This is a genomic window from Terrisporobacter hibernicus (assembly GCF_020809405.1).
GTDB lineage: Bacteria > Bacillota > Clostridia > Peptostreptococcales > Peptostreptococcaceae > Terrisporobacter > Terrisporobacter petrolearius.
Genome location: NZ_CP081135.1, coordinates 1,990,636 through 2,005,577, shown reverse-complemented (window position 1 = coordinate 2,005,577; position 14,942 = coordinate 1,990,636). Strand labels below are relative to the sequence as shown.

At 39.5% G+C, this 14,942-nt stretch carries 9 protein-coding genes, 21 tRNA genes and 3 rRNA genes; all 33 read right to left on the bottom strand.

Going from position 1 to position 14,942, the window contains the following annotated elements:
* Positions 1-4 precede the first annotated feature (4 nt).
* Complete coding sequence (locus JW646_RS10055) at positions 5-556, bottom strand: 2-oxoacid:acceptor oxidoreductase family protein (RefSeq protein ID WP_074920446.1); 552 nt, start codon at positions 554-556, stop codon at positions 5-7.
* A gap of 1 nt (position 557) precedes the next feature.
* Positions 558-1,316 (bottom strand): thiamine pyrophosphate-dependent enzyme, encoded by a 759-nt coding sequence (locus JW646_RS10050; protein ID WP_074920447.1) that lies wholly within the window; start codon positions 1,314-1,316, stop codon positions 558-560.
* A complete protein-coding gene (locus tag JW646_RS10045) occupies positions 1,316-2,377 on the bottom strand; it encodes a 3-methyl-2-oxobutanoate dehydrogenase subunit VorB (RefSeq protein WP_074920448.1) in 1,062 nt (353 codons plus the stop codon). The genes JW646_RS10050 and JW646_RS10045 overlap by 1 nt, the downstream gene beginning before the upstream one ends.
* A 25-nt stretch (positions 2,378-2,402) precedes the next feature.
* Positions 2,403-2,618 carry a 4Fe-4S binding protein gene (locus JW646_RS10040; protein ID WP_039681417.1) on the bottom strand — a complete coding sequence of 72 codons (216 nt, stop codon included), beginning with the start codon at positions 2,616-2,618 and terminating at the stop codon, positions 2,403-2,405.
* A gap of 41 nt (positions 2,619-2,659) precedes the next feature.
* Complete coding sequence (locus tag JW646_RS10035) at positions 2,660-3,337, bottom strand: ATP-binding protein (protein WP_074920450.1); 678 nt, start codon at positions 3,335-3,337, stop codon at positions 2,660-2,662.
* A gap of 26 nt (positions 3,338-3,363) precedes the next feature.
* Positions 3,364-4,455, bottom strand: coding sequence for a butyrate kinase (buk, locus tag JW646_RS10030; protein ID WP_074920451.1), 1,092 nt, complete (start codon positions 4,453-4,455; stop codon positions 3,364-3,366).
* A gap of 30 nt (positions 4,456-4,485) precedes the next feature.
* The gene (locus tag JW646_RS10025) at positions 4,486-5,388 is read right to left on the bottom strand and encodes a phosphate butyryltransferase (protein ID WP_074920452.1); all 903 of its coding nucleotides are present in this window, start codon (positions 5,386-5,388) and stop codon (positions 4,486-4,488) included.
* 482 nt (positions 5,389-5,870) lie between these two features.
* A complete protein-coding gene (locus JW646_RS10020) occupies positions 5,871-7,040 on the bottom strand; it encodes a CdaR family protein (protein WP_228417344.1) in 1,170 nt (389 codons plus the stop codon).
* Positions 7,037-7,882 carry a diadenylate cyclase CdaA gene (gene cdaA, locus JW646_RS10015; protein ID WP_074920454.1) on the bottom strand — a complete coding sequence of 282 codons (846 nt, stop codon included), beginning with the start codon at positions 7,880-7,882 and terminating at the stop codon, positions 7,037-7,039. The genes JW646_RS10020 and cdaA overlap by 4 nt, the downstream gene beginning before the upstream one ends.
* A 196-nt stretch (positions 7,883-8,078) precedes the next feature.
* Positions 8,079-8,155 (bottom strand) — tRNA-Arg (locus tag JW646_RS10010).
* 7 nt (positions 8,156-8,162) lie between these two features.
* Positions 8,163-8,237 (bottom strand) — tRNA-Gly (locus JW646_RS10005).
* Positions 8,238-8,253: 16 nt separating this feature from the next.
* Positions 8,254-8,329, bottom strand: a tRNA-Val gene (locus JW646_RS10000).
* A gap of 15 nt (positions 8,330-8,344) precedes the next feature.
* A tRNA-Gly gene (locus tag JW646_RS09995) sits at positions 8,345-8,418 on the bottom strand.
* Position 8,419: 1 nt separating this feature from the next.
* A tRNA-Glu gene (locus JW646_RS09990) sits at positions 8,420-8,494 on the bottom strand.
* A gap of 12 nt (positions 8,495-8,506) precedes the next feature.
* A tRNA-Met gene (locus JW646_RS09985) sits at positions 8,507-8,582 on the bottom strand.
* A 13-nt stretch (positions 8,583-8,595) separates the two neighbouring features.
* Positions 8,596-8,685, bottom strand: a tRNA-Leu gene (locus tag JW646_RS09980).
* Between the two features lie 9 nt (positions 8,686-8,694).
* Positions 8,695-8,769 (bottom strand) — tRNA-Asn (locus JW646_RS09975).
* A 5-nt stretch (positions 8,770-8,774) separates the two neighbouring features.
* Positions 8,775-8,891: ribosomal RNA gene (rrf, locus tag JW646_RS09970) — 5S ribosomal RNA — on the bottom strand.
* Between the two features lie 138 nt (positions 8,892-9,029).
* A 23S ribosomal RNA gene (locus tag JW646_RS09965) occupies positions 9,030-11,928 on the bottom strand.
* Between the two features lie 144 nt (positions 11,929-12,072).
* Positions 12,073-12,148, bottom strand: a tRNA-Ala gene (locus JW646_RS09960).
* A gap of 110 nt (positions 12,149-12,258) precedes the next feature.
* A 16S ribosomal RNA gene (locus JW646_RS09955) occupies positions 12,259-13,757 on the bottom strand.
* The 16S, 23S and 5S rRNA genes sit together here with 21 tRNA genes alongside, the layout of an rRNA operon.
* 123 nt (positions 13,758-13,880) lie before the next feature.
* A tRNA-Phe gene (locus tag JW646_RS09950) sits at positions 13,881-13,956 on the bottom strand.
* Between the two features lie 3 nt (positions 13,957-13,959).
* Positions 13,960-14,036: transfer RNA gene (locus JW646_RS09945), tRNA-Ile, on the bottom strand.
* Between the two features lie 6 nt (positions 14,037-14,042).
* Positions 14,043-14,119: transfer RNA gene (locus JW646_RS09940), tRNA-Pro, on the bottom strand.
* Between the two features lie 36 nt (positions 14,120-14,155).
* Positions 14,156-14,231: transfer RNA gene (locus JW646_RS09935), tRNA-Trp, on the bottom strand.
* Positions 14,232-14,241: 10 nt separating this feature from the next.
* Positions 14,242-14,318 (bottom strand) — tRNA-Ile (locus JW646_RS09930).
* Positions 14,319-14,327: 9 nt separating this feature from the next.
* Positions 14,328-14,404 (bottom strand) — tRNA-Pro (locus tag JW646_RS09925).
* A gap of 7 nt (positions 14,405-14,411) precedes the next feature.
* Positions 14,412-14,504: transfer RNA gene (locus tag JW646_RS09920), tRNA-Ser, on the bottom strand.
* 7 nt (positions 14,505-14,511) lie between these two features.
* Positions 14,512-14,600 (bottom strand) — tRNA-Ser (locus JW646_RS09915).
* A 7-nt stretch (positions 14,601-14,607) separates the two neighbouring features.
* Positions 14,608-14,683, bottom strand: a tRNA-Lys gene (locus JW646_RS09910).
* Positions 14,684-14,692: 9 nt separating this feature from the next.
* A tRNA-Gln gene (locus JW646_RS09905) sits at positions 14,693-14,768 on the bottom strand.
* Positions 14,769-14,773: 5 nt separating this feature from the next.
* Positions 14,774-14,850: transfer RNA gene (locus JW646_RS09900), tRNA-Arg, on the bottom strand.
* 10 nt (positions 14,851-14,860) lie between these two features.
* A tRNA-Gly gene (locus tag JW646_RS09895) sits at positions 14,861-14,934 on the bottom strand.
* Between the last annotated feature and the right edge of the window lie 8 nt (positions 14,935-14,942).

The window sequence follows — 14,942 nt, the reverse complement described above, 5'->3', positions numbered from 1 at the left end:
TAAATTATGCTTTTACAGTTTCTACTGCATCCATACCTTTTTGTAAAGCTTCTCTATTCATTGGTATGAATTTAGATTTTCTTTCTCCGAAAACTTTTAAGAAAGCTTGAAGAACTGATTCTATATCAACTGATTCAGTAACTTTTAAACAAGCACCTAACATTATCATATTAGCAACTTTAGGCATTCCTATTTCAGTTGCTAATTCATTAGCTGGTATATAAGTTACATGAACATCATCTCTTTCAACTTTTGCATCTATTAATGAACTATTAACTAATATATGTCCTCCTGGAACAACATCGTTAACAAACTTCATAGAAGGTTTGTTCATTATAACAGCACAAGTAGCATCATCTGTTATAACAGGTGATCCAACTGGCTTATTTGATACAGTTACTGCACAGTTTGCAGTACCTCCACGCATTTCTGGCCCATAAGATGGTAACCATGAAACTTCTTTCCCTTCAAGCATTCCTGCATAAGTTAATAATTGTCCCATAGACATAACACCTTGACCACCAAATCCTGCACATATTACTCTTGATGTTGACATATTATTTCGCCTCCTCAACTTCAACTTCTATATCTTTTTTGTTTCCTAATTCATAGTAAGACATCATATTGTCTCTTAACCATTGTAATGCATCATTTGGGTTCAATCCCCAGTTAGTTGGACAAGTTGATAATACTTCAACTATTCCAAATCCTAATCCTGCTTGTTGAACTTGGAAAGCTTTTTTTATAGCTTTTTTAGCTTTTCTTACGTTAGCTGGTGTATCTACAGAAACTCTCTCTACAAATACAGCACCAGTTAAAGTTGCTAGCATTTCACTAACTCTTATTGGGAAACCATTAAGCTCTGCACTTCTACCAGCTTGAGCAGTTGTAGCTTTTTGTCCTAATAATGTAGTTGGAGCCATTTGACCACCAGTCATTCCATAAATTCCGTTGTTTACGAATATAGTAGTTATTTTTTCTCCTCTAGCTGCAGCATGAACTATTTCTGCCATACCTATTGAAGATAAGTCTCCATCACCTTGATATGTGAATACTACATTGTTTGGATGAGTTCTTTTTACTCCTGTAGCTACTGCTGGAGCTCTACCATGGGCAGCTTCATGAGTATCTACGTTAAAATATTTATATGCTAAAACTGAACATCCTACAGGAACTACACCTATAGCATCTCCTAATACATTCATTTCCTCTAAAACTTCTGCTACTAATCTATGGATTATACCATGAGTACATCCTGGACAGTAGTGAGTAGTAACATCTTGTAATCCTTCTGTTCTCTTAAATACTACAGACATTATTTAGCACCCCCTATTATTTCTTTAGCTTTATTAGCTATTTCAGCTGGAGATGGTATCATACCACCAGATCTTCCGTAGAAGTCTACTGGTAATTTACATTCACAAGCTAGTTTAACATCGTCTATCATTTGACCTAAACTCATCTCAACAACCAATAAGTTTTTAGCATTTGGTATTTCTTTAAATGCTTTGTTAGGGAATGGCCATAATGTTTTAGGTCTTATTAAACCTACTTTGTGCCCTTCTTCTCTCATTTGATCTACTGTTGTTTTAACTATTCTTGAAACAGTTCCATAAGCAACAAATACTAATTCTGCATCTTCTGTATTATACATTTCATATTGAACTTCATTTTCTTCTATTGCTTGATATTTCTTTTCTAATTTTAAGTTGTGTTGCTCTAACTCTTCTGATTGTAAGTATAAAGAGTTTATTACATTAGGTATTCTTTTACCTTTTGTTCCATTTGAAGCCCAAGTTTTTTCTGGTAATTCTCTAGTTCTTCTTTCTTTATCAAAATCAACTGGTTCCATCATTTGACCTATCATACCATCTGCAACAACCATAGCTGGTGTTCTGTATATGTCAGCTACATCAAATGCTTCTATTATCATATCAACTGCTTCTTGAACAGATGCTGGAGCAAATACAGGTGTTCTATAGTCACCATTTCCTCCACCTTTAGTTGACATGTAGTAGTCTGATTGAGATGGTTGTATAGTTCCTAGTCCTGGACCACCTCTCATTATATTTAAAATTACGCATGGTACTTCTGCACCTGCACAATATGTTATTCCTTCTTGTTTTAATGCTACCCCTGGTGAAGATGATGATGTCATAACTCTTGTACCAGTTCCTCCTGCACCATAAACCATGTTTATAGCAGCAACTTCAGATTCTGCTTGCACAAAAGCTCCTCCAACCTTAGGTAGTTCTCTTGATAAATATTCTGGTAATTCACTTTGTGGAGTTATTGGGTAACCAAAGAAGTAGTGGCAACCAGCTTCTATAGCTGCTTTACCAAATGCTTCGTTACCTTTCATAAGAATTTTAGCCATTATTAATCCCCCTTATTTTAAATAATTAATCTCTTTCTACTGTTATAACTACATCTGGACACATTAATGCACAACTTGCACAGCCTATGCATTTTTCTTCATCAACTATTTTAGCTGGGTTATAACCTTTTGCATTTATAACCTCTGTGTCAATAGCAAGTATTCCTTTTGGACATGCTTCTATACATAATCCACAACTCTTGCAGCGTTCTTCATTGAAAATCACTTTTCCTTTAGCCATTATTAAGCCTCCCTTAATTATTTCTTATATTGAGCTCAAAACTACATCCATTCTTCCCTTAGATAAAGTTTTATAGGCAATATATCTCCTTCTAGATCTTTTGGTAACTTATCTACAAGACTTTCTAAGCAACAAACATACTTAATTGGTATATTTTTAATTTTAGAAACCTCTCTTACAACTTCCTGGCCTTTTAATACATCGTCTACTGTTGTTTCTCTTAGTAGATGAGTGTTATTTACAAGGCCTGTTACCTTAAGTTTTGAAGAAGCTTCTATTGCATCTATAAACCCAAGAACCTCTTGTGCAGTTTGAGTTTTCTCCCTGTTAGCGTTAACTACAAAGAACATATCGTAGTCTTCTGGTTTAAAGTGTTCAGCAAATCTACCAACCACTCTTCCACCTACATTATCTCCACCTACATCTACCACATAGTTAACTTTATCATCATGTAGTGGTCTCATTACTTCTGCTGAAACAGCTGGAACATCAAGTGTTGTTGTTTGAATAGAACTGTCAATAGGTGTTATTCCTAACTGTCTCATTAAATCTTTCTTTTCTCTTGTTCTGAAATATACATTTACTACATCTAAATCAGCTAGTGCAACTTCTCCATCAACCAATTCTCTAAGCATAGTTACATAGTTCATAGAAACTTCACTTTTTCCACTTCCATAATGACCTATAAAAAGTCTAACTCTTTTGTCGTCTTTTATCATAAATTTTCACCTATTTTCAGTATATATTAATAAGCTGAAGCTTCTTTTTCATAATCTAATGATTCTTCTTCGCCATTTAATACTCTAAGTCCTCCTTGAGCAAGAGCAATCATTTCATCTTCTCCTGGATAAGCTTTTACAGGTGCTATAAACTTAACTCTATCTTCTATTTTTTCTCTTATTATTTGAGAATAAGCTATTCCTCCAGTTAAAATTATTGCATCCACTTCACCTTTAAGAACTGTAGAATATGCTCCTATTTCCTTGCATATTTGGTAAACCATAGCATCATATATTAAAGCAGCTTTTTCATCGCCCTTAGCAATCATATCTTCAACATCTCTCATGTCATTTGTTCCTAAATAAGCAACTACTCCACCATTACCTTTTATTCTTTTTCCTATTTCAGCCTTGCTTAATTGATCTCCATAACATAATCTCATTAATCCACCAACTGGAAGTCCTCCACTTCTTTCTGGTGAGAATGGACCTTCTCCATCAAGGCCATTTGTGTTATCAATTACCTTACCTTTTTTATGAGCACCAACTGTAACTCCTCCACCCATGTGAACTATTAATAAATTACAGTCTTCATAGTTTTTATTCATATCTTTAGCAGCTCTTCTACCAATTGCTTTTTGATTTAAAGCATGGAAAATACTTACTCTTGGAATTTCTGGTACTCCAGATATTCTTGCTACATCTTCCATCTCATCAACAACAACTGGATCTACTATGAAAGATGGTATAGATACTTCATCAGCCATTTCTTTTGCTATTATTCCACCTAAGTTAGAAGCATGCTCTCCTAGTACACCAACTTTTAAATCTTCTACCATTGCATCACTTACTTTATAAGTTCCACCTTGTATTGGTTTTAAAAGTCCTCCCCTACCTACTATTGCATCTAAATCTTCTACTTTTAAATTTGCTTCTTTTAAAGCATCTTCTATAACACTTTTACGAAATTCAAATTGATCTGCAACTTTTTCGTATTTACCTATTTCTTCTGAAGAATGTCTTAGTGTTTTCTCATATAATAATTCTTCATTTTCAAATACAGCAATCTTAGTTGACGTTGAGCCTGGATTTATTGTTAAAATTTTATAATCTCCCACTATAGTAACCTTCCTTTATTTATTTTTATATTATTTTTTTGTACTTGCTAAAACCCCTAAAGCTATTGAGTTTAACTTTGTTTTATCACTATCAGCTCTAGATGTTAATATGATAGGTGCTTTTGCTCCCACTATTAAACCTGCGTTTTCACATTTTGCAAAAAACGCTATAGATTTATATAATACATTTCCTGCTTCTATATCTGGAACTACTAATACATCAGCTTTTCCTGCTATAGGGTGATCCATTCCTTTATGTCTTGCAGCTTCTTCGCTAATAGCGTTATCTAAAGCAAAAGGCCCACCAACCATACATCCTTTTATTTCCCCACGAAGGTACATATCTTCTAATTCTTTTGCCTCTACAGTATCCTTCATCTTAGGGTTAACCTTTTCCTTGGCACATATTAGTGCCACCTTTGGTTCTTCTATATCTAATGATCTTGCAACTGAACATGCATTTTCAATTATTTGCTTCTTAGCATTTACATCTGGAGCTAGGTTCATAGCTGAATCTGTTACAAAGAATAGTCTATCGTATCCTTCTATATCGAACACTGCTACATGGCTTAATATATTACCTGTTCTTAATCCAATTTCTTTATTAAGTACCGCTTTTAATATAATTGAAGTGTCTACTAACCCCTTCATCACCATATGAGCTTCTCCACTAGATACTAACTCTACGGCTTTTAAACATGCTTCTGACAAATCTTTAATGTCCACTAATTTATAATTTTCTAGGCTTATACCTAATTCATCTGCAATTTCTTTAGTTCTTTCAATATCACCAACTAAAATTGCATTTACTATATTTTCTTTTCTAGCATTTTCAACTGCTATTAGTACCTCTTTGTCTTGACAACAAGCTACCGAAACAGTTTTTGGGCCTCTTTCTTTAGCAAATTTAATAATATCGTCTATGTTCCTCATTTTCTCCTCCTAAATTTCAAATATTTAGTTGTTTTAAAACTTGGTTTAATTGATGCTCTTTTGATTTAAATAATCTAAAGATTTGTTTCAACTGCTTTTATATTTTTTATGCAAACTTTAATTTTTAAGTTTTTACATTTTTTTATTTCTACATATATTCTAGCATAAATTATTTATGATTGTATAATATTAAAATGAAATTTTAAATAAATTTTTTAATTATTATTATTTTTGCTGGTTTATATTTGAATTTAATGAGTAAATAAGCGACTTCTAGCAGATAAATATTTTTTTATACCTACTTTTTTTGACAAAAAATTTAAATTTTCAGAAAATTCTAACTTTGTTTTTTTAATATTTTTTTTAATTATACTATATTTTATTAAATTTAATTCGATAAATTCTTAACAAATTAAAAAGTGTAACCTGTTAATTTGTATACAAAATTCCAACTAGGTTACACTTATTTTTATATAAAATTTTTATTTTCCAACAGTGCTTGGTATTATTTTAACATTCTCAAAAGATGTATCTGATTTATATTTAATTAAGTACTCTTTATTTTTATCATACCCATTTTCTAAATCTATATATAAATCTATATCTGATTTAGATAACTTTGTATTATTACTATCCAACTGAACTTCAACATTTATACTGTCAGGAATATTCAAATCCGATGCCTTTATTTCCTGAGTATTGTTTCTTAGTTCTATCTCTGAATTATTATATATTAATCTCTGAATTAAACTTTCCTCATCCTTTGGTTTTACGATTGTCGTAGTTTCTTCAGCAGCTACACCTTCTGGTATGATTAAATCTACTTCCTTAGAAACTCCTATATCAGTAGAATCTATTTTTTGAGTATTTATATAATTAATTTTTTCTAATACTTCTTTTTTACCTTTTATCATTACTATTTCTGGTGTTAACTCATATACCTTAGTATCTGCTTTTTCATCTTTTAATTGAATATTTATAGGTACTTGTTTTTCTTCTAAAAAAGTAACTTCTGCATTTATAGTTTTTATATCTAAATTAACCCCTTTAACTTCTTTACCATCTGTATCCACTGGTATTAATTTTACTCTTTTAGTTGCTTTATTTTTATCCTTGGTATCTACTTGAACAGTTGCATTTATATAGTCAACTTGATCTGTTAAAACTCTAGGTCCTGATATATTAGCCACACTTTGTTGTAATGTAACTGTGTCTACATCATCCTTATATTGTCCAATTATTTCAGTATTAATATTTTTTTCTTGGTGTACAAGTTTCTCCAATTTAACAATTATAAAATCTGATTTAAATTCATATGATACTTGTTTTGTAGTATTAACTTTTAAATACAGATAATTTTTACCTTCAATTGGATTGTTTATAGAGCCATATATATGTATATCATCTTTACTTATTTTTTGCAAATCAGATAGTTTTCCTGTTATATAAATATCAGCTACTAAATCTGTTTCTGGATATACTATCAAGTCATTATCTTGTAGTTCCTCTGCATTAGTTATAGTCACAGGTATATTTTCAAAAATTTTTGTATCTTCCGGGTCTACTATAGCCATGACATACATCCACAATACTATAGAACTAAGTAAAGCTATTAATTTTATTCTTGTATTTCTTTTTAAATTACTCTTCATTTAAATATCCCACCTTTAAAGAAACTTTTGTCTTCAGCTGTTGTTTTATTTAAATTTTTCTTTAATATATTAGCCATTCTTTCCTTAGCAATATCTCTATATAACTTGCCTGATTTAGCTATAGAAACCTCTCCTGTTTCTTCTGAAACTATTAAAGTGATACAATCAGAAACTTCACTTATTCCTACACCAGCTCGATGTCTAGTTCCCAAATCTTTTGTTAAATCTTTGCTTTGACTTAACGGTAAAAAACATGCCGCTGCTTTTACTTTACTACCTCTTATTACTACTGCACCATCATGTAGAGGTGTGTTTGGTATAAATATATTTATTAATAATTGTCTCGAAACATCTCCATCAATTATAGTCCCAGTTCCTATTATATCTGATATTTTTGTTTCCCTTTCCAATATAATAAGAGCTCCTATTCTTTGTCTTGATAGCGAATATAGCGTTTCTACAATTTCATCTATTGTCTTATCTAATTTTTTATTTTCAGCGTTTTCTCCACCTTTTCCAATCAAGTTAAAGTTTGTTCTCCCTAAATGTTCAAAACCAGCTCTAAGTTCAGGTTGGAATATTATGCAAACCGCTAGAACCCCTACATTTAATGCATTGACTAAGATCCAGTACAATGTATGTAATTTAAATACAGAACTAAGTTGAGTTGCAAGTAATAAAACTACTATTCCCTTAAAAACTTGCTCTGCTCTTGTATCCTTTATAAACATAAAAATTTTATAGAATATATAAGCTACAATTAATATATCTACAACATCATTTATACTCATTCTTAATATTATATCAATAAAACCATTTAAAAAAGAATTTATATCGGACATATTTTATCCTCCTACTCAATAGTTTCTTAACCTTTTACACTATGTATTATACTATAATAATACAACTATATACAAACTATCTTATTTAATTCAATATATTATTTATTATATTTATATTTTATTATTATAAGGTTAATTATATATATTTATTTAATTTTTTTATAAAAAAAAAGTTTCACTAATGTGAAACTTTGATTGGTGAGCGCACAGGGATTCGAACCCCGGACACACGCCTTAGAAGGGCGTTGCTCTATCCAGCTGAGCTATGCACCCATATTATTGGAGCGGGAAACGAGATTCGAACTCGCGACTTCAACCTTGGCAAGGTTGCGCTCTACCACTGAACTATTCCCGCATAAAATTTTGTAAAATGGTGGGACCAACAGGGCTCGAACCTGTGACCCCCTGCTTGTAAGGCAGGTGCTCTCCCAGCTGAGCTATGGTCCCGGGAATTAATTAAATTGGAGCGGGTGAAGGGGATCGAACCCTCACAGCCGGCTTGGAAGGCCGGAACTCTACCATTGAGCTACACCCGCATGGTGACTCATAGGGGAATCGAACCCCTGTTACCGCCGTGAAAGGGCGGTGTCTTAACCGCTTGACCAATGAGCCACAATATTTAAATGGTTGCGGAGACAGGACTCGAACCTGTGACCTTCGGGTTATGAGCCCGACGAGCTGCCAACTGCTCCACTCCGCGATATTAAAAAGTATGGTGCCGAAGACCGGAATCGAACCGGTACGAAAGTATAAGTTTCGCAGGATTTTAAGTCCTGTGCGTCTGCCAGTTCCGCCACTTCGGCATACTTTCTTGGCTCCAAGGGAGGGACTCGAACCCTCAGCCTATCGGTTAACAGCCGAGTGCTCCACCGTTGAGCTACCTTGGAACATGACGTGGCTACGTGCTACTCTCCCAGGGGGTCGCCCCCCAAGTACCATCGCCGCTCAAGAGCTTAACTTCTGTGTTCGGAATGGGAACAGGTGTATCCTCTTTGCTATAATAACCACATAAAATTCATTACACTCATATCGCCAACGATATTTCTTTGCTTTCGCTTCAGAAAAATCCGTTGCTCAAAGTGTTTTAAGTATTAACTTTTGTTAGTACTTTCAAAACTGCTAACATTTAATGTTTCCATTATTTTTTTTGGTCAAGTCCTCGACCTATTAGTATCAGTAAGCTACATATGTTACCACACTTCCACCTCTGACCTATCAACCATGTAGTCTTCATGGGGTCTTAACCTTACGGTGGGAAATCTTATCTCGAAGTAGGCTTCGCGCTTAGATGCTTTCAGCGCTTATCCTTTCCGTACTTAGCTACCCAGCTATGCCCTTGGCAGAACAACTGGTACACCAGCGGTACGTCCATCCCGGTCCTCTCGTACTAAGGACAGGTCTCCTCAAATTTCCTACGCCTGCGACGGATAGGGACCGAACTGTCTCACGACGTTCTGAACCCAGCTCGCGTACCACTTTAATGGGCGAACAGCCCAACCCTTGGGACCTACTACAGCCCCAGGATGTGATGAGCCGACATCGAGGTGCCAAACCTCCCCGTCGATGTGGACTCTTGGGGGAGATCAGCCTGTTATCCCCAGGGTAGCTTTTATCCGTTGAGCGATGGCCCTTCCATGCGGTACCACCGGATCACTAAGTCCGACTTTCGTCCTTGCTCGACCTGTATGTCTTGCAATCAAGCTCTCTTCTGCCTTTACACTCTACGTACGATTTCCGACCGTACTGAGAGAACCTTTGAGCGCCTCCGTTACTCTTTAGGAGGCGACCGCCCCAGTCAAACTGTCCACCTGACAGTGTCCCACTACCTGATTCAAGGCAGCTGGTTAGAATCCCAGTACTACAAGGGTGGTATCCCAAGGATGGCTCCACACAGACTGACGTCCATGCTTCATAGCCTCCCACCTATCCTGTACATGTAGCACCGAGACTCAATGTCAAGCTACAGTAAAGCTCCATGGGGTCTTTCCGTCCTGTCGCAGGTAACCGGCATCTTCACCGGTATTACAATTTCACCCAGTCTGTTGTTGAGACAGTGCCCAAATCGTTACGCCTTTCGTGCGGGTCGGAACTTACCCGACAAGGAATTTCGCTACCTTAGGACCGTTATAGTTACGGCCGCCGTTTACTGGGGCTTAAGTTCACTGCTTCGGTTACCCTAACAGATCCCCTTAACCTTCCAGCACCGGGCAGGCGTCAGCTCCTATACATCGTCTTGCGACTTAGCAGAAACCTATGTTTTTGGTAAACAGTCGCTTGGGCCTATTCTCTGCGGCCATGTTTCCATGGCACCCCTTCTCCCTAAGTTACGGGGTCATTTTGCCGAGTTCCTTAACAACAGTTCTCTGGCTGGCCTTAGGATACTCTCCTCACCCACCTGTGTCGGTTTGCGGTACAGGCACCTTTAACCTCGATAGAGACTTTTCTCGACAGTGTGAAATCAGCTACTTCGCTACTAAATTTCGCTCCGCATCGTACCCCAGCATTATTCAGGCGGATTTGCCTACCTGAACTGCCTCAATACTTGCCCGCACATAACCAACAGTGCGGTTAGCTTATCCTACTGTGTCATCCCATTTCTCAAACGGTTATTGGTGGTACAGGAATATCAACCTGTTGTCCATCACCTACGCCTTTCGGCCTCGGCTTAGGTCCTGACTAACCCAGGGCGGACGAACCTTCCCCTGGAAACCTTGGGTTTACGGCCTGTGGGATTCTCACCCACATCTCGCTACTCATGCCAACATTCTCACTTCTATACAGTCCACATCTCCTTACGGTAATGCTTCAATCCGTATAGAAAGCTCTCCTACCCATCATAAATGATGCCGTAGCTTCGGTAGTACGTTTTAGCCCCGGAAATTTTCGGCGCAGGATCACTCGACCAGTGAGCTATTACGCACTCTTTAAATGAGTGGCTGCTTCTAAGCCAACATCCTGGTTGTCTGTGCAATCCCACATCCTTTACCACTTAACGTACATTTAGGGACCTTAGCTGACGATCTGGGCTGTTGCCCTTTTGACTATGAATCTTATCACCCACAGTCTGACTCCCAAGCATAAGAATACGGTATTCGGAGTTTGATAGTCTTCGGTAAGTGCAATACCCCTAGGACATTCAGTGCTCTACCCCGTTTCTCTAAATCTTGAGGCTAGCCCTAAAGCTATTTCGGAGAGAACCAGCTATCTCCGGGCTCGATTGGAATTTCACCGCTATCCACAGGTCATCCCCGAGCTTTTCAACGCTCGTGGGTTCGGTCCTCCACGAAATTTTACTTTCGCTTCAACCTGCCCATGGATAGGTCGCCCGGTTTCGGGTCTACGTCAACTAACTATACGCCCAGTTAAGACTCGCTTTCGCTGCGGCTCCACACCTTAAGTGCTTAACCTTGCTAGGTAACGTAACTCGTTGGCCCGTTCTACAAAAAGTACGCAGTCACACAAATAATGTGCTCCTACAGCTTGTAAGTGTAGGGTTTCAGGTTCTATTTCACTCCCCTCCCGGGGTTCTTTTCACCTTTCCCTCACGGTACTATACGCTATCGGTCACTAGGTAGTATTTAGGCTTGGAGGATGGTCCCTCCTGCTTCCCACAGGGTTTCACGTGTCCCGTGGTACTCTGGATCATATCTAGAGTCTTATTCTTTAAACTACGTGGCTTTTACACTTTATAGCGGAGCTTTCCAACTCTCTTCGTCTTGAATAAGTGATTCTGTTATGATATGTCCGCAACCCCAGTGAAGAAAACTTCACTGGTTTGGCCTGTTCCGCGTTCGCTCGCCGCTACTTACGGAATCGAATTTCTTTCTCTTCCTCCGGGTACTTAGATGTTTCAGTTCCCCGGGTTCCCCTCGCATAGCTATGTATTCACTATACGATACTTAGACATTACTCTAAGTGAGTTTCCTCATTCGGAAATCTTGGGATCACAGTTTACGTGCAACTCCCCCAAGCTTATCGCAGCTTATCGCGTCCTTCATCAGCTCCTAGTGCCAAGGCATTCGCCCTACACCCTTAATAACTTGACCAGTTATTAATTCTTGATATTTTTAAAAGTTATCTTCTTTATATGATACATTTTTTAAGAAGTTTATCTTCTTCTTTATATAATGTCATATCACTAAATGTTATGCAGTTTTCAAAGTACTAGGTACTTAACAAGTAAGTACAAATGGTGGAGATAAACGGGATCGAACCGTTGACCCCCTGCGTGCAAGGCAGGTGCTCTCCCAGCTGAGCTATACCCCCATATGTTTTTTCAACAAAATATATTATAATCACTTTGTCGAATTTCGTCAATATTTTTTTGTAAGAGTTAAAGAACCCTCAAAATTAAACAGTAGGTTAATTCTCCCTAGAAAGGAGGTGATCCAGCCGCACCTTCCGATACGGCTACCTTGTTACGACTTCACCCCAGTTATTGATTTCACCTTCGACACTCGCTTCCCAAAAGGGTTAGCTAAGTGGCTTCGGGCGCCCCCAACTTCCGTGGTGTGACGGGCGGTGTGTACAAGACCCGGGAACGCATTCACCGCAGCATTCTGATCTGCGATTACTAGTAACTCCAGCTTCATGTAGGCGAGTTTCAGCCTACAATCCGAACTGAGAATGGCTTTAAGGGATTAGCTCGGCCTCACGACTTGGCTGCCCTCTGTACCACCCATTGTAGCACGTGTGTAGCCCTAAGCATAAGGGGCATGATGATTTGACGTCATCCCCACCTTCCTCCAGGTTATCCCTGGCAGTCCCTCTAGAGTGCCCAACTTAATGCTGGCAACTAAAGGCAAGGGTTGCGCTCGTTGCGGGACTTAACCCAACATCTCACGACACGAGCTGACGACAACCATGCACCACCTGTCACTTCTGTCCCCGAAGGAAAAATGCGATTAGGCATCGGTCAAAAGGATGTCAAGCTTAGGTAAGGTTCTTCGCGTTGCTTCGAATTAAACCACATGCTCCGCTACTTGTGCGGGTCCCCGTCAATTCCTTTGAGTTTCACTCTTGCGAGCGTACTCCCCAGGCGGAGTACTTAATGCGTTAGCTGCGGCACCGAGGGGTAACCCCGACACCTAGTACTCATCGTTTACGGCGTGGACTACCAGGGTATCTAATCCTGTTTGCTCCCCACGCTTTCGTGCCTCAGTGTCAGTTACAGTCCAGAAAGCCGCCTTCGCTACTGGTGTTCCTCCTAATATCTACGCATTTCACCGCTACACTAGGAATTCCACTTTCCTCTCCTGCACTCAAGTTTTCCAGTTTCAAGAGCTTACTACGGTTGAGCCGTAGCCTTTCACTCCTGACTTAAAAACCACCTACGCACCCTTTACGCCCAGTAAATCCGGATAACGCTAGCCCCTACGTATTACCGCGGCTGCTGGCACGTAGTTAGCCGGGGCTTCCTCCTCAAGTACCGTCATTATCTTCCTTGAGGACAGAGTTTTACGACCCGAAGGCCTTCATCACTCACGCGGCGTTGCTGCATCAGGCTTTCGCCCATTGTGCAATATTCCCCACTGCTGCCTCCCGTAGGAGTTTGGACCGTGTCTCAGTTCCAATGTGGCCGATCACCCTCTCAGGTCGGCTACTGATCGTCGCCTTGGTAAGCCATTACCTTACCAACTAGCTAATCAGACGCGGGTCCATCTCATACCGCCGGAGCTTTGATAAGAAATCCATGTGAATCTCTTATATTATCCTGTATTAGCATACCTTTCGGTATGTTATCCATGTGTATGAGGCAGGTTACCCACGCGTTACTCACCCGTCCGCCGCTCTTTACCGAAGTAAATCGCTCGACTTGCATGTGTTAGGCACGCCGCCAGCGTTCATCCTGAGCCAGGATCAAACTCTCATAAAAAAGTTGTCCATTGCTCAGACTAATCATTATCTGAATATCTGGCTTGGTTTGTTTGTTGTTTCAGTTTAATTCTTTAAGAATTAATTTATTGTTAACCTACTGTTTAATTTTCAAAGTTCTTTGTGGTGCCCAGAGGCGGAATCGAACCACCGACACGGGGATTTTCAGTCCCCTGCTCTACCGACTGAGCTATCTGGGCAAATGGTGGGCCTAGCTGGACTCGAACCAGCGACCTCACGCTTATCAGGCGTGCGCTCTAACCACCTGAGCTATAGGCCCTAATTTTGGTCGAGGTGAAGGGACTCGAACCCCCGGCCCCATGGTCCCAAACCAAGTGCGCTACCAAACTGCGCTACACCTCGAAGTATAAATTAGTAAAATACTTTTTAAAATTTTTCTGGCAGGGGTGGAGGGACTCGAACCCCCGGCGCACGGTTTTGGAGACCGACGCTCTACCAACTGAGCTACACCCCTATATTAAATATGGTGGACCATCAGGGACTCGAACCCCAGACCTACCGGTTATGAGCCGGGCGCTCTAACCAACTGAGCTAATGGTCCATATTATTCTGGTCGAGGTGAAGGGACTCGAACCCCCGGCCCCATGGTCCCAAACCAAGTGCGCTACCAAACTGCGCTACACCTCGTAAAAACTGGCGGAGAAGGAGGGATTCGAACCCTCGCACCGGTTTAATCCAGCCTAATCCCTTAGCAGGGGATCCTCTTGAGCCACTTGAGTACTTCTCCATGTTTTTGGCGGAGAGGGTGGGATTCGAACCCACGGTGCCGTTAAGCATCACTGGTTTTCAAGACCAGCTCCTTAAACCACTCGGACACCTCTCCAGGTTAATGGTGACCCATCGGAGATTCGAACTCCGGACACCTTGATTAAAAGTCAAGTGCTCTACCGACTGAGCTAATGAGTCATGTTTATATGGCTGGGGATGCAGGACTCGAACCTACGCATGCATGAGTCAAAGTCATGTGCCTTACCGACTTGGCTAATCCCCAGTATATGGTGAGCGCACAGGGATTCGAACCCCGGACACACGCCTTAGAAGGGCGTTGCTCTATCCAGCTGAGCTATGCACCCATATTTTAAATGGAGCGGGTGAAGGGGATCGAACCCTCACAGCCGGCTTGGAAGGCCGGAACTCTACCATTGAGCTACACCCGCATATATTT

Coding starts and splice junctions, on each gene's coding strand:
- JW646_RS10040 (WP_039681417.1), bottom strand. CDS start 2,618: ATGGCTAAAGGAAAAGTGATTTTCAATGAAGAACGCTGCAAGAGTTGT.
- JW646_RS10045 (WP_074920448.1), bottom strand. CDS start 2,377: ATGGCTAAAATTCTTATGAAAGGTAACGAAGCATTTGGTAAAGCAGCT.
- JW646_RS10020 (WP_228417344.1), bottom strand. CDS start 7,040: ATGAAGAGTAATTTAAAAAGAAATACAAGAATAAAATTAATAGCTTTA.
- JW646_RS10050 (WP_074920447.1), bottom strand. CDS start 1,316: ATGTCTGTAGTATTTAAGAGAACAGAAGGATTACAAGATGTTACTACT.
- JW646_RS10035 (WP_074920450.1), bottom strand. CDS start 3,337: ATGATAAAAGACGACAAAAGAGTTAGACTTTTTATAGGTCATTATGGA.
- JW646_RS10055 (WP_074920446.1), bottom strand. CDS start 556: ATGTCAACATCAAGAGTAATATGTGCAGGATTTGGTGGTCAAGGTGTT.
- cdaA (WP_074920454.1), bottom strand. CDS start 7,882: ATGTCCGATATAAATTCTTTTTTAAATGGTTTTATTGATATAATATTA.
- JW646_RS10025 (WP_074920452.1), bottom strand. CDS start 5,388: ATGAGGAACATAGACGATATTATTAAATTTGCTAAAGAAAGAGGCCCA.